Annotated in this window: 11 protein-coding genes; 2 read left to right on the top strand and 9 right to left on the bottom strand. The window is 53.8% G+C overall.

Annotated features, from left to right (window positions below; all coding sequences use genetic code 11):
- Nucleotides 1-68 precede the first annotated feature (68 nt).
- Entirely contained in the window at nucleotides 69-788 is a 720-nt protein-coding gene (gene ompR, locus ACQY6F_RS08890; protein ID WP_428773746.1) for a two-component system response regulator OmpR, read from the top strand.
- 92 nt (nucleotides 789-880) lie between these two features.
- Nucleotides 881-2,191: a two-component system sensor histidine kinase EnvZ gene (gene envZ / locus ACQY6F_RS08885; protein ID WP_428773745.1), complete on the top strand. Its 1,311-nt coding sequence runs from the start codon at nucleotides 881-883 to the stop codon at nucleotides 2,189-2,191.
- A gap of 33 nt (nucleotides 2,192-2,224) precedes the next feature.
- On the opposite strand, the gene recG is transcribed toward envZ, so the two are convergent.
- The 9 genes from recG to ACQY6F_RS08840 all read right to left on the bottom strand — a co-directional run bounded on the left by recG (nucleotide 2,225) and on the right by ACQY6F_RS08840 (nucleotide 14,925).
- Nucleotides 2,225-4,303 carry an ATP-dependent DNA helicase RecG gene (recG, locus tag ACQY6F_RS08880; RefSeq protein ID WP_428773743.1) on the bottom strand — a complete coding sequence of 693 codons (2,079 nt, stop codon included), beginning with the start codon at nucleotides 4,301-4,303 and terminating at the stop codon, nucleotides 2,225-2,227.
- Nucleotides 4,304-4,405: 102 nt separating this feature from the next.
- The gene (gene trmH, locus ACQY6F_RS08875; protein ID WP_428773742.1) at nucleotides 4,406-5,092 is read right to left on the bottom strand and encodes a tRNA (guanosine(18)-2'-O)-methyltransferase TrmH; all 687 of its coding nucleotides are present in this window, start codon (nucleotides 5,090-5,092) and stop codon (nucleotides 4,406-4,408) included.
- 63 nt (nucleotides 5,093-5,155) lie between these two features.
- Entirely contained in the window at nucleotides 5,156-7,276 is a 2,121-nt protein-coding gene (gene spoT, locus ACQY6F_RS08870; protein WP_428773740.1) for a bifunctional GTP diphosphokinase/guanosine-3',5'-bis pyrophosphate 3'-pyrophosphohydrolase, read from the bottom strand.
- A 38-nt stretch (nucleotides 7,277-7,314) separates the two neighbouring features.
- The gene (gene rpoZ / locus ACQY6F_RS08865; RefSeq protein WP_047049053.1) at nucleotides 7,315-7,587 is read right to left on the bottom strand and encodes a DNA-directed RNA polymerase subunit omega; all 273 of its coding nucleotides are present in this window, start codon (nucleotides 7,585-7,587) and stop codon (nucleotides 7,315-7,317) included.
- 106 nt (nucleotides 7,588-7,693) lie between these two features.
- Nucleotides 7,694-8,317 (bottom strand): guanylate kinase, encoded by a 624-nt coding sequence (gmk, locus tag ACQY6F_RS08860; protein WP_428773738.1) that lies wholly within the window; start codon nucleotides 8,315-8,317, stop codon nucleotides 7,694-7,696.
- 271 nt (nucleotides 8,318-8,588) lie between these two features.
- Nucleotides 8,589-9,521, bottom strand: coding sequence for a Wzz/FepE/Etk N-terminal domain-containing protein (locus tag ACQY6F_RS08855; protein ID WP_428773764.1), 933 nt, complete (start codon nucleotides 9,519-9,521; stop codon nucleotides 8,589-8,591).
- A 139-nt stretch (nucleotides 9,522-9,660) separates the two neighbouring features.
- Nucleotides 9,661-12,306 carry an SLBB domain-containing protein gene (locus ACQY6F_RS08850; RefSeq protein ID WP_428773736.1) on the bottom strand — a complete coding sequence of 882 codons (2,646 nt, stop codon included), beginning with the start codon at nucleotides 12,304-12,306 and terminating at the stop codon, nucleotides 9,661-9,663.
- 81 nt (nucleotides 12,307-12,387) lie between these two features.
- Nucleotides 12,388-13,758: a capsule assembly Wzi family protein gene (locus tag ACQY6F_RS08845; RefSeq protein WP_428773735.1), complete on the bottom strand. Its 1,371-nt coding sequence runs from the start codon at nucleotides 13,756-13,758 to the stop codon at nucleotides 12,388-12,390.
- A gap of 300 nt (nucleotides 13,759-14,058) precedes the next feature.
- Complete coding sequence (locus tag ACQY6F_RS08840; protein WP_428773733.1) at nucleotides 14,059-14,925, bottom strand: YicC/YloC family endoribonuclease; 867 nt, start codon at nucleotides 14,923-14,925, stop codon at nucleotides 14,059-14,061.
- Between the last annotated feature and the right edge of the window lie 50 nt (nucleotides 14,926-14,975).

Here is a 14,975-nt window from a genome sequence, read left to right as displayed (position 1 = left end):
TCGTTGGTTGATGTTACATTTAGCCTGTGAGTTTTTCGATAGGCACAACAGTTAGGCGGAGCCAGTAAATGCAAGAGAACTTTAAGATTTTAGTAGTAGATGACGATGCCCGTCTGCGTGCATTGCTTGAGCGTTACCTGTCGGAGCAGGGCTTCCAGGTGCGCAGCGTCGCCAACAGTGAACAGATGGATCGCCTGCTGACGCGGGAGAATTTCCACCTGATGGTGCTGGACCTGATGTTGCCGGGCGAAGATGGCTTGTCTATCTGTCGCCGCTTGCGCAATGCCAACAATATGCTGCCGATCCTGATGCTGACCGCCAAAGGTGACGAAGTGGATCGCATTGTCGGCCTGGAAGTGGGCGCCGACGATTACCTGCCGAAACCGTTTAACCCGCGTGAGCTGCTGGCGCGAATCAAAGCGGTGCTGCGCCGTCAGTCGATCGAGCTGCCGGGTGCACCGAGCTCGGAAGAGTCGGTAGTGGAATTCGGCGAATTTCGTCTTAACCTGGGCACCCGCGAGATGTTCCGTGGCGATGAAGCGATGCCGCTGACGTCTGGTGAGTTCGCGGTACTGAAAGCCCTGGTGACCAACGCCCGTGAGCCGTTGTCCCGTGACAAACTGATGAACATGGCCCGTGGCCGGGAATATTCGGCGATGGAACGCTCTATTGATGTGCAGATCTCCCGTCTGCGCCGGATGCTGGAAGTCGACCCAAGCAAGCCCCGCTATATTCAGACCGTCTGGGGACTGGGCTACGTGTTTGTTCCAGACGGAAAACAAGTTTAACTGCTCATTTCATACCACGGTTGCCGGCTTTTGTGTTTCACGCCCGGGCGTAACATAATCAGTCACAGAAGCTTGCAACCCGAGGCCTTCACATGCGTTTTCGCAGCTCCTTTACTCAAACCATTCTGCTGTTTTTCACCCTGTTGATCGGCAGCCAGATCTATTCTTACTACGCGGTATTCAACTACGCCCTGTTGCCCAGCCTGCAGCAGTTCAACAAGATCCTCGGCCATGAAATCAGCCTGATGCTGGAAGACGACTACCCGATCGATTCTGAACTGGTGATCGACGCACCGATGCGTCGCCGGGTACTGGAACTGCTTGGGGTGACCATCCACGGCGAGCAGAGTCCGACGGCAGACGAATATCGCCATGCGGTGCCGATCGACCTGATGAGCGAGGAAATGACCCAGGAGCTGGGGGTCAATACCGAAGTACGCCTGATGCTGGGGGAAGAGAGTTATGTGCTGTGGATGAAGATAGATTCTCTTCCCGGCTCGCTGCTGCGCATTCCGCTCTCTGAGTTGCAGGAAGAAGACTTTGCGCCGCTGTTTCGTAACAGCTTAGTCGCCGCGTTGCTGATCATCATCGGTGGCTGGCTGTTTATCCGCTTGCAAAACCGGCCGTTGATCACGCTGGCCAAAGCGGCCAAAGAAGTCGGGCGGGGCGAGATACCGCCGCCGCTGCCGGTAAAAGGCGCGACAGAAATCCGCTCGGTGACCAAAGCGTTTAATCAGATGGCTAAGGGCATTGAGGCGCTGGAAGATGACCGGGCGCTGCTGATGGCCGGCATCAGCCATGACCTGCGTACGCCGCTGACCCGCATCCGTCTGGCGACGGAGATGATGTCGCCGGAGGACAGCTACCTGGCGGAAGGCATTATCGGTGATATCGAAGAGTGTAATGAAATCATCAGCCAGTTTATGGATTACCTGAAACCGCTCGACCAACAGGATTTTGTCCCGGTCGAGCTGAACGAGATTGCCAATGAAGTAGCGGTCGCCGAAGGCGGTTATGAGCACCGTATCGACACCGATCTTCAGGCTGGTAAAGAGGCGCTGGGCAGCCCGATTGCTATTAAGCGCGCGGTCACCAACCTGGTGGTCAACGCGATTCGTTACGGCAACGGCTGGGTGAAAATCAGTACCGGTATCACCGCGGATCGCAAGCTGGTCTGGGTCTGTGTTGAGGACAACGGCCCGGGGATAGATATGAGCCAGGTGGCACGCTTATTTGAACCTTTCGCCCGCGGTGATACCGCCCGCGGCAGTGAAGGGACCGGCCTTGGCCTGGCTATTGTAAAACGGATTGCCAGCCAGCATCACGGCTCCGTCTCGGTGACCAACCGGAGTGAAGGCGGCCTGAAAGCGCAGATCAGTTTTCCGGTACAGGGTAAAAGTTAGGTCAGCTCGCAACCGTGCGTAAGTTATCGTCGGTCAGGCTTTGGCGTACAGATCCCGGTCACCCAGCCAGCGGTCGATGATCGCCTTGGCGTTGTCCGGGTACTGGTCGTGAATATGACGGGCAATACGCTGAACTTCCGGGATCAGCCGTTGATCGCGTACCAGATCGGCGATTTTAAAGTCCGCCAGGCCAGTCTGTTTGGTGCCGAGCAGTTCACCCGGTCCGCGGATTTCCAGGTCGCGCTGGGCGATGACAAATCCATCGTTACTTTCGCGCAGTACGCCGAGCCGCTTCTGGGCGGTTTTCGATAGCGGTGCGTGATAGAGCAGCACACAGTGGCTGGCGACCGACCCCCGGCCAACCCGGCCTCGCAACTGGTGCAGCTGCGCCAGCCCCAACCGTTCCGGGTTTTCGATGATCATCAGGCTGGCGTTGGGCACATCCACGCCGACTTCAATCACGGTGGTGGCGACCAGCAGCTGCAGCTGATTGTCTTTAAACTGCTGCATCACCGTTTGTTTTTCTGCCGGCTTCATCCGGCCGTGCACCAGGCCGATGTTGACTTCGGGCAGTCGCTGGCGCAGATCTTGAGCCGCGTCGGCCGCCGCCTGCGCTTCCAGCACTTCCGACTCATCAATCAGGGTACAGACCCAGTAAGCCTGTTTGCCCTGTTCGACACAGGCATGGCGGATCCGCTCAATGATGTCATCGCGTTTTGTGTCGGCAATGGCGACGGTCTGGATCGGTGTCCGTCCGGGCGGCAGTTCGTCGATCACGGAGGTTTCCAGGTCAGCATAGGCAGTCATCGCCAGGGTGCGTGGGATCGGCGTGGCGGTCATGATCAGCTGATGCGGATAAGCCCCCTGTTTGGCGCCTTTTTCCCGTAGCCCTAACCGCTGGTGGACACCAAACCTGTGCTGTTCGTCTATGATCACCAGCGCCAGGTGGGAGAACGCCACCTGCTCCTGAAACAGCGCGTGGGTGCCGACTACCATTTTGGCCACGCCACTGGCGATATTATCCAGCTGAGCCTGTTTGGCTTTGCCTTTCAGTTTTCCCGCCAGCCAGCCGACTTCAATCCCCATCGGTGCCAGCCATTGGCTGAAATTAGCGGCGTGCTGCTCTGCCAGCAGTTCGGTCGGTGCCATCAGTGCCACCTGGTAGCCGTTTTCGATCGCGCGTAGGGCCGCCAGTGCCGCTACCAGGGTTTTACCTGAACCAACATCGCCCTGCACCAGGCGCATCATAGGGTGGGGCTTGGCCAGATCCTGCTCAATTTCCGCTACCACCCGCTGCTGGGCCCCGGTGGGTTTGAACGGCAGTTGGTCGAGCAATTGCTGTTTGAGCGTGTCACAGGGCGCCAGTGGCAGGGCGATGTCTTGCTGGCCCTGGCTGCGCACCGCCAGCATCGACAGATTTTGTGCCAGCAGCTCTTCCATGATCAGGCGCAGCTGGGCCGGGTGGCGGCCTTCATCAAACAGGCTTAAATCAATATCGGGTTTGGGCCGGTGGATGGTATGCAGCGCGTCGGCCAGGGTAATTTGCTGCGGGTATAGGCCGTTTGGCAGCAGTTCCTGCACCGCCATTTTATCCAGCAGCTCCAGCGCCTGATCAGTCAGGTTACGCAGAGTGATTTGGCGCAGTCCGTCCGTGGTGGGGTAAACCGGAGTCAGGGATGGGTCGCTGTCTGACGGTTGCTGGCCCTGGAAGAACTTGTAATCCGGGTGGATGATTTCCAGCCCTATCTGGCCACGTTTGATTTCGCCGTAGGCATGCACTTGTCTGCCTTCGGCAAAATTGTTTTTCATTGCGGCGGTAAAGTTGAAAAAGCGCAGCGTCAGGGTGCCGTTGCCGTCGCTGATTTTGACCGTCAGCATTTTGCGCCGGCCAAAAATGGTGTCGACCGCCATCACTTTTCCCTGCACTGCGGCCCAGATGCCCGGATGTAGCTTGATGATAGGGTAAACCCGGGTACGGTCTTCGTAACGTAATGGCAGGTGAAACAGCAGATCCTGCACCGAATGGAGCCCAATTTTGGCCAGCTTGTCAGCGACTTTGGCACCGACACCGGTGAGCGAGGTCAGGGAAACAGCGGACAAGAGTTGGGCCATGGCAGTCTCGTAATAGTTTCAATCAATTAGCGATAGTTAACCATCAGGCTGTGTTTTTGTACAGGATTAATTGGACTGGTAATCAGCTCAAAACAGCGCGGCTTAGCGGCGCTGCATCTCCTGCCACCACTCGGGATCGGCGATGATTTGGCCCTGTTCATCCAGTGGCGGATAAGGTAGTTTTTTCCGTTTCGCCACTTTGGCCAGTACCGGATGGCCGCGCTCAAACAGGATGCGATGAATGGTTTCTGCGGGTAGGGCGCTGGTTTCACGTTGATACATGCCGGCCAGCTGTCGCTGTCGCTGCGCTTCATACAAAATGACCGCACTGGCGACGGAGACATTCAGTGACTGCACCATACCGATCATCGGCACGATGATATCCTGATCGGCCAGCTGTTTGGCCTGCTCCGATGCGCCGACTTTTTCGCTACCGAGTATGATCGCGGTCGGGCGGGTGTAGTCGATGTCACGGAAATCCACCGCGCTGTCCGACAGGTTAGTCACCAGTACCTGCATATTCTGTGCTTTCAGCTCGTTAACCGCGGCGCCAATGGTGTCGTGGGTATCCAGCTCCACCCAGTTACGTGCGCCAGCCGAAGTGTGGCTCAGGGTGCGCATCTGTTGATTGGGCCACACGGCGTGAATTTTATGTACCCCAGTCGCATCTGCGGTGCGGATGACCGCCGAGACATTGTTGGGTTTATGCACTTCTTCCAGGCAGAGCGTCAGGTCAGGTTGGCGCGCTTTCAGCACCTGTTGAATGCGTTGGTAACGTTCGAGGTTCATGATGGAATCCAGATAACAGACTGCCCGGTCATTGGTACCGGGCAGTTTAGGTTGAGCTTGTGATCAGAATTTTCTGCGCCGGACGCGCAGCGCATGTGGCATCACCCGAATACGCTTCATGATGCTGGCCAAGTGCACCCGATCTTTGGTGGTGAGCAGCACGGTCACTGTGTACAAACGGCCATCACGCTCTTCGGTCGACAGACCGTGAATGTTGGATCCGGTTTTCGAGATCACATTGGTCAGTTCTGCCAGCGCCCCCTGATGGTTGTGCATATCGATACGCAGCTCGGCAATAAACTCCTGCTCGTAATCGTCCGACCAGGCCACCGCCATGTATTTATCCGGTTCTTTCTGGTAGCCACGCACGTTCGGGCAAGTTTCCCGGTGTACCACCAGACCACGACCTGGAGACACGTGAGCGATAATATGGTCGTCCGGGATCGGGTGACAGCAGTTGGCGAAGGTCAGCAGAATGCCTTCAGCACCGCGGATCGGCAGCTTTTTCTTCGGCTGGCCGTCTTTGCCCAGCACTTCGGTCAGTTCATCGGCGCTGCCCAGCAATCGGCGCGCGACGACGATACTCATTTTTTCACCCAGACCAATAGCCGCCAGCAGATCGTCCATCTTAGCCAGTTTCAGATCGGTCAGAACATGCTGGATGTTCTCTTCACTGATGTCGGACAGCGACAAGTCTCCGAGGGCGTGATTCAGCAAACGGCGGCCGAGGGTGATCGACTCTTCCCGGCGCATGGTTTTCAGCACCTGACGAATCTTGGTCCGGGCCCGCGAAGTCACCACATAGTTCAGCCAGGCGGCGTTAGGTCTTGCGCCCGGTGCACTGATGATTTCGATAGTCTGGCCGTTCTTCAGCGATTTGCTGAGCGGGTAAGGGTTACGGTCTACCCGGGCGCCGACACAGGTATTACCGACATCGGTGTGCACCGCATAGGCAAAGTCGACCGCGGTGGCGCCAACCGGCAGTTCGACGATACGGCCTTTCGGGGTAAAGACGTAAATCTCATCCGGGAACAGATCCGACTTAACGTTTTCGATAAATTCGAACGAGTTACCGGCGCTTTGCTGCAGTTCCAACAGGCTTTGCATCCAACGCTGGGCTTTGATCTGAGCCGTAGTGCCGGATTTATCACCCTTGTCTTTGTAAGACCAGTGGGCTGCAACCCCTTTATCTGCCATCTGATCCATGTCTTCGGTACGGATCTGGACTTCCACCGGTACCCCGTGAGGGCCAACCATTGAAGTATGCAGGGATTGATAGCCGTTGGCTTTCGGCACCGCGATATAATCTTTCATCCGACCCGGACGCGGTTTAAACAGGCTGTGGACCTGTCCGAGCACCCGATAACAGCTATCGGCGGTGTCGACCACCACGCGGAAGGCGTAGATGTCCATGATGGTGTGAAAACGCTGCTCTTTGGATTTCATCTTGTTATAGATGGAGAACAGGTTTTTTTCACGCCCCAGCACGCGTGCGCTGAGGCCGAAATCTTCAAGTCGGCCTTCAATTTCGCTGTGAATGCGCTGGATCATCTCTTTACGATTGCCGCGAGCGGCTCTGACGACCTCTTTCAGTACCCGATAGCGGTTAGGATAGAGGGCTTCAAACCCCAGCTCTTCCAGTTCGGTTTTAATATTGTGGATACCGAGACGGTGAGCCAGTGGTGCGTAAATCTCCAGAGTTTCACGCGCGATTCGGCGGCGTTTATCCGGACGCAGGGCACCCAGCGTGCGCATGTTGTGGGTACGATCGGCCAGTTTGATCAGGATTACGCGAATATCCTGCACCATGGCCAGGACCATTTTACGGAAGTTTTCTGCCTGAGCTTCTTTGCGGTCACGGAATTTCAGCTTGTCCAGCTTAGAAACACCATCGACCAATTCAGCCACAGCGCTACCAAATTGCGCTTCTAAATCTTCCTTGGTGACGTCGCAATCTTCAATCACATCATGCAGCAGCGCCGCCTGCAGCGTTTCCAGATCCAGGCGCATTTCAGCCAGGATACGGGATACAGCAACCGGGTGGATGATGTAAGGCTCACCGCTGGAACGGGTTTGCCCTTCGTGGGCATCGCGTGCGACCACATAAGATTGACGCAGAGCCTCAATTTGAGGCTCTGTTAGGTATTCTTGGGCGACGTCTTTGAGGCTATCGAATAGATACAAATTAAGGGCCCGGAGTGTAAATCAATGAAAAACCAGAATTAACGGTTGTGGGCAATGCTGCTCACTGCGGCCAATTCAGCGGCTTCTTGTTCCTGCTGTTCCTGACGCTCACGCGCATCCAGCACTTCTTTGGTAATCAGACCTTCTTCGATTTCGCGCAGAGCGATAACGGTCGGTTTATCGTTCTCTTCTGGCACAAGTGAATCTTTACCGCCAGTTTGCATTTGACGAGCGCGGCGAGCCGCAATCAGAACTAGGTCGAAACGGTTGCCAACTTTTTCAACAGCGTCTTGAACTGTTACGCGTGCCATGAGGACTCCAATTAGTTAACTAATATTTTGAATGACGAGAAATTATACAGCCTAACGTGTGCTTATTCTAGCGTTACGCACGGCGGTACTCTTAAATAACGCTGAATTATTCAGCCAGTAGGGCATTCAACATGCCTTTATATTTAGCAGCTTGTTTATCCTGCTTCAATCTTTCTGCGCGGATGATGGCTTTGAAGTCCATCAGAGCGGTATCGAAATCGTCGTTGACGATCACGTAATCGTATTCCTGGTAGTGCGAGATTTCGGACTTGGCTTCCGCCATACGTTTTGCGATCACTTCGTCGCTGTCCTGGCCGCGGGCGTTCAGCCGGCGTTCCAGTTCACCGTTGGATGGTGGCAGAATGAAAATGCTCTTGCACTCAGGCATTTGCTCACGGATTTGGCGTGCGCCCTGCCAGTCGATATCAAGGAAGACATCGATGCCTTTATCCAGATTCTGTTCGATCCAGACTCGCGAGGTACCGTAGTAATTACCAAACACTTCAGCATACTCGAGGAATTCACTTCTGCCGATCAACTGCTCGAAGTGCTCTTTGCTGACAAAGTGGTAGTGCACGCCATCCTGTTCGCCAGGGCGTACGGCACGGGTGGTATGCGAAACAGACACTTTCATCGCGTAGGTTGGATTGGTTTCCAACATCGCTGAAATTAAGCTCGATTTACCTGCGCCGCTCGGGGCAGAAACGATATATAAGGTACCTTTACCCATCTGTACTGTTCCGCTGTGATAAAGGTGCCGCACACTGCCACACCTGATTAAAAGATAGCACTGACCGGGACCAGATAGCATAACTGGTGAAATTTAGGCCAGAAAAATGGAGCCGAAGAGTATCATGATCCATAGGATCTTCACAAGGGTAAGTCGTGTTTGTTGACGGAAGGTGTGTTTAACAGAAGTAGAGTCATTGACTGTGAGCAATACGCAGGTAATGCAAAAAAGGCCCTGTTAAACAGGGCCTTTGAAATATAACGGTAATTGGTTAGTCGTTTTGCTCGGGCTTTCTGAACGCAAACCGGATCAGGACAATTGCGACACCCAGCATGCCACCGAGTAGCGCCGCCAGTACGCATATCAGGGCGCGTTTGGGGCCAGCTTTCTCTTCAGCGATGACGGGTGGGTCGATGGTTTTAAAAGCGTATTCACTTTCCACTTCCGCCAGCATCAGGTTTTTGGTCTGCTCTTCAATTAACTGGTAAAACACTGAGCGCATATCGGCGACCACGGTTTTATCCAGTTGTTGCTCCAGGTAACTGATATTACGGCGGGTTTCTGTCAGTGATTTGTCTTTCATCCAGGCGTTGAGATCCTGAACCAGTAGCTCAACCCACTGCTGGGCGATGACAGGCGAGTAATGGGTAATGGAGATGTCAACCAGGCCGGTATCTTTGGCTTCGGAAACGGACAGCAGCTCCTTAAACTCTTTATAAGCTTCCCAGTCGGTCGGAACCACAGATTTACCGGGTTTGACTTCCCGCACCCATTGCTGGCTCTGGCTGTCATAGAGTTCAGGGTCAAGGAGCAGTTCGCCACTGTCCGGATTCCATTTCTCCGCTGCAAGCAAAGGCACCAGCAGATCGTGCTTGCTGATAAAGGTATTGATAAACAGGCGTGACTGCAGCGTAGCCAGGGTGACGGCTTTTTGATCGGTTTCGCCGCCGCCGACACTGATACCTGCCAGCGAAGCCAGGCCGCCCAATTGTCCGGCCATTTTGGCAATACCGCTTTTACCGCCATCGCTGGATGGTGCCAGTACAGCTTTTGACTGGTAGGTATTCGGTTGCGACAGCGCAAAGAGCACCCCGCCAACAGAAAATACCAACGTCGTCAGTATGATGATCCACTTGCCTTTCCACAGGGCGAGAAATAACTCGCGCAGATCGATTTCATCGTCCTGGCTGACTTCAGGTGCCATGTAATTCGCGTAGCCCTGATTAGGTGGTAGTTGAACTTGTTTCATAGTTACTTCATTCACGGGGAGTAGCCTTCCCATTGCGTATTTGGATTGTCAGGCAAGCATTCGTATACCAGCAATGCTTGCCTCACTGTTTAAACTAGCGGTTGACCGCACTCCAGGCGACACCGATTTGATACAGGATCTGGGTGGCGGACGTTAAGGTACTTAAGCCATCCAGGTAGTCGGTATCGATCGGCACTACGATGGTATCACCCGGCTCGAGCGGCTTATCTTTACGGCTGAACCAGAAAGAATTATTCGGGATCATCACCGAGCCATTCGCTCTTACCACATAGATACGATCAGTATCGGCCTGCTTTTTGGTACCACCGGCAGCAGAGATATAATCTTCTACCGTCATACCTGGCTGGAAAGTGTGATTAGAGGCCAACTGAACTTCACCCATAATGCTGACGGTCGAGTTAACCGCCGGAATATAGAGCTTGTCGCCTTTTTCCAGCATGATATTGGCCGAACTGCTGCCTTCCAGTGCTTCCGGCAAATCGATAACCAGACGCCCGACGGGTTTCACGTTCGATAGTTGGTCAACAATTTCCAATGCTTCCGACGGGCGGGTAGGGTAGGTGGCAGAGGAGTTTTGCCGGCGCAGTGACAAGCTGGCGATCTCCTGCTTGAGCTGATTGTTCAGCAGTAGCAAACGTTCCTGCTCCTGGCGCTTGAGTTGCTCGCGACTAAAGACCGCGCCATCAGGGTACGCGTACTGAGTCAGGCCACCCGCACGCGCTACTACGTCCTGTAGCGTTTCGCCGCGGCGGAAACTGTAAGTTCCTGGGAAGACCACTTCACCTTGCAATTCAACGGTCATGTCCTGCTGCCAGTCTGGAATGGTTTTCACCACCAGGCTGTCGAGCGGACGCAGGTTGATCACTTTCGCACCACCTAACGCCTCTTCCAGAGAGAAAGTGTAATGCTGGGTGGAGTAGCGATCACCGTCTCGGGTACTGCGCGTCAGTTCTGCTGACTTAAGGTAGGTTTTTTCCAGCATGCCGCCGGCTGCCGCGACTAACTTGGCAATATCAGACTGTTTGGTCAGCGGGTAGGTTCCGGGGAATTTAACTGCGCCAGAGATAGTCACCAGTCGGGCTGGGTCGTCAAAAGTGGCCTGGGCTTTTAAGCGTTCAATAATCGGCTTCAACAGGGCTTCACGACTGGTCAGCTGCAGGCTTTCGCCGGTTGAAACTTTTTCTACTCCTTCGACGTTTAGCGTCAGCTGGTTATCATTGGTCACTGTCGCGCCGGTTTCAGTGTCGACAAACTCGGTCTCTCGGGCCAGGCCTGGTTGAATCATAGTGGCCAGATCTTCTCCCGAACGGTTTACGCGGGCCTTGGCGTTTTGCTGTTTGCCGTACCAGTAATCGATCTCGATACCATTATCAAAGACGAAAATCTGGTCTTTTTCATGCAGCGCCAGGTTGTCGGCAGACTGAGGGTTGCGTAGCGCATTGCCCAGGTTGAACTGCAGTACTTCGATATTGCGCGAATCATCCACTTCCCGCACCAACAGGGCGTAGTTTAAATCTGCGCTGAACTTCAGGTCGTTTTCAATTGAGGTGATAACATCGGTGACGCGCATGCCAGGCTGAAAGCTTTGTGCGCCCTGACGAACCACTTCACCGCGTAGAGCGACCGCGTTGCGCAGATTGGCTGATGCCGGGTTCAGTTTTACTTCATCGCCAGACTGTAGCTTAAACTGTCGACCGGCTGATTTGGTCATATCCAGAGTGAACTGCTTGATGCCACTGGCAGTGTGACGGCGAACATTCACTTTAGACAGATACGCTTTTGGCAGTGCACCACCCGCCATATTCAGCGCGCTGGCCAGCGTTGTGCTGCCGCGCAATTCGTAGATGGCTGGGCGCAGTACTTCACCATCAATGGTCAGGTTGGATGTTTTGGCGGGGACGAACAGGGTGTCACCGGCTAGCAGGCGGACATCACTTGAGGTGTCGCCTTTTAGCAGTAAGTCATATAAATCCAGCCGGGCGACGACTTTGCCTTTGCGCTTCAGCTGAATATTCCGCAGGCTGCCGGTTTCCTCAATGCCGCCACTGGCAATCAGCGCCTGAGTAATGGTTGTCAGGCCGTTGACGTTATACGCCCCCGGATTGCTAGCTTCACCGACCACATAGACCTGCATGGTGCGCATATTGGCCATTGAGACCACGACTTCAACACCGATAATCTTGCGCTCGACCATTTGGGTGATCTGATCCCGTACCTGGGCAAAGGTCTGGCCCGAGACGGCAATCGGTCCGAGTTCTGGAAGATTGATTTTGCCTTCGCGGTCAATCTTCAGCGCCAGCTGCTTGTTGGTTTTACCGTAGATTTGTACGCTGATTTCATCGCCGGACTCCATCACATAATCTAGCGGTACAGGCAGGTTATCGACCGGGGTGTTGGTCTCCACCTCACCGGACAAAACCTGATAGCCGAAGTTTTTCAGCTTGGTTTCAGAATCTGGTTGGGCAATTAAGTTGCTGTGCTGTTGCAGCGGTTTCGTCGCCCTTACTGGTGCGGCGACCGTACTGGACTCACGTTGCGCAGGTGCGGAGGCACCGTCCAGGCTGCTGAGGTCGAATCCATACTGCTGCGCTAACATTTCCTGTTGCGCACGCGGAAGACGTTGAAATTGTGCCAGTTGCTCGGCGCTCGGTGTAACTGCAAAGGCCAACTGACTGGTTACTACTGCAATACACAAGGTTGCTATTTTTTTTGTTAACATTTTTAAACGTCAGTAATTATAAGAATATGAGTCAACATTGACGGCATCCCTTCGCCGTCAATACCAAAGTCGTTATTTTGATTAAAACCTGAATTCATAGCCGGTCCATAAGTTAGTCTGTTTACCGGTAGAATCCCAGTTGCTGTAGCCTATGCCCAGATGCACCATCCCTGCTAATGCAGGTAGTCGGTATGTCACATCGGTGCTGATCAATTGGTCATTGTTATACATCGAATCTTTGTAAACAAGGCTTAAGTTATGATCGTTTTCCAACTGCAAATACAGCGCCGCTGACAAGCTTTCGTCGATAGGATAGCTATTTCGTGGCACCTGTTTATGGCTGCTGGGGTAACTGTTTTGTGGCCACTGTGTGCCGTTGTGAAAGCCGATCTGGCTTTGTTTGGCGTCGGTGGAGTTCAGTTTTTCCAACACCAGGCGCCAGCTGTGCAGAGCAAAGTCGAATTGGCCTGACCAGCCTATCAGGTAGGCGCCCAGCTCTCCGCTATTCCGGGTGGAAGCCAGTTCGCTGTATAGGCCATGATGCATCCCCGCCAGCTCAGGTAACGACAACCGGCCATCCAGAGCCAACTGATGACTGCTGCCGGAGACTTTACTGCCGTCAAACCAGGTTTGGTAGGTGATTCCAAATTCAACCCACTGCTGTGGTTTGGCCACCAGACGTATTGCACTGTGATGATCAAAAACAGCCTGGTCAGGGCTGCCCACTAAGGCTTCAATACTCCAACCGCCCAGTAGCCGATTATTACCCATATAACTCACGCTGAGTTCTGGGACTGACTGAGCCGAGGAGCCAAGAATCAAATTGTGTTGCCAGCCTTGTCCCCACCAACGGTTCAGAGAACCAAATGAAAACAACCAGCGACCACTGTTCAGGGACAAGTAACTGTCCTGCCAGGTAAAATCTTTTTCGCCGTTGTATTTGCTGTAGCCAGTTGAAAGCCGGAATGCAAAGCTGTTGGCCAGGTGTTCGTAGCTGGCAGCCGTACCCCATTGATCTCGGTTGAATTGACCAAAGCCGATGTCACTGGGCTGCTCACTGTTATACAGTGCATGAAAACTGCGATTGCCGCGGCCATAGCGGGCGGTATTCAGGGCATAATTGACGTGTCGGGAAGCGCGGAGAATACCCGGGGCATCTTGGCTGTGTTCCACCCGGCCCAGGTCATCACCTATGGTGGACCAACGCAGCGGGTAGTTATTCACTGGGGCGGAAAGTTGTCCGGCATCCGACAATCGGACTAAGTCAGCACGCAAAAACGGATCGCGGGCTTCCAGCCAGGGAGAAGCCTGTACAGTCGTGGTCATCAGTGGCAGTGAACACAGTAGTGCCCAGCTAATACGATTCAACTTGAGCTGGATACTTTGAGTGGCAAGGTTCCCCGCAGTGGCGTTCTGATCAACATGCACTTCATTAGCTGTCGATAACTTCAAGCTTAACTTCCCTTTAATTCTTCTCTATAGCCGGCAATGGTCTCGCCGCTATATTAGTTCTTTATTGTGTCATCTAGACGTTCAGTTGATGCCTGAAAATGGCGGTCACATCGGACGTTGACTGATGGAACCCAATGATTACAGTTGCTTTATTATCCACGTTAGTCACAGCAATTCAATTGCCCGACTGTCAGGGCGAGGTATAAAGCACTTTTAGATAACCATTTTTTATTTGGTAATCGCAAACAATAAAAAGCCCTGACTTGCAGGGCTTGTTGAATTCGCAGTTTTAAACGAAGGTTACTCGATATTCTGGATCTGTTCGCGCATCTGCTCAATCAGCACTTTCAGTTCCACGCCAGACGCGGTGATGTCGGTGCTGATGGACTTAGACGCCAGAGTGTTAGACTCTCGATTAAACTCCTGCATCATAAAGTCGAGTCTGCGTCCTACCGAGCCGCCTTTGTTAAGTACATTGGTCGCTTCTTTCACGTGGGAATCCAGGCGGTCCAGTTCTTCTGCGACATCCGATTTCTGGGCCAGCAGGATCAGTTCCTGTTCGACCCGGGCAGGGTCCAGTTCCAGTTTGGCTTCAGCAAACTTAGTCAGCAGTCGCTCACGTTGCCATTCGAGTACTTCTGGCATTCGGGCGCGCACTTTGGTCACCTCGTCAGTAATAGCGCTAAGACGCTGCTCAATCAGTGCTTTCATGTTGTCGCCTTCACGGCCACGCGCTTCAATAAACTCTGACAGTGCGCCGTCAAATGCAGACAGCAATTCCTGGTTGATGGCATCCATATCCTGTTCTGGTGTTTCCATTACGCCGGGCCACTGCATTACCTGGAACGGATTGATGCGGCTCAGTTCACCGGTCATATGCATCACCTGATTGGCCGCTTTGATCACCTGATGGGCCAGCGCTTCGTTGATCGAGAGTTCGGCACTGGCCGCCGGGTTGGCTTCAAAGCGAAGCGCACATTCTACTTTGCCGCGAGCCAGACGTTTACGGAAGCGGTCGCGCAGCAGAGGTTCCAGCCCGCGGAACTGCTCTGGCAGGCGGAAGTAAGTTTCCAGGTAGCGTTGGTTAACGGAACGGATTTCCCACACTGCGCTGCCCCAGTCTCCTTTTACTTCTTTACGTGCGTACGCCGTCATGCTGTAAATCATCAGTTATTCCTTAGCTCTCGATCAATTATTTAATAAAACGGTGCTCATAT

The sequence above is a fragment of the Vibrio sp. genome (assembly GCF_050299255.1).
In the GTDB taxonomy this organism is placed as follows: Bacteria; Pseudomonadota; Gammaproteobacteria; order Enterobacterales; family Vibrionaceae; genus Vibrio.
Note: the sequence above shows the minus strand (reverse complement) of the source record. Positions and strands in the feature narration are given on the sequence as shown.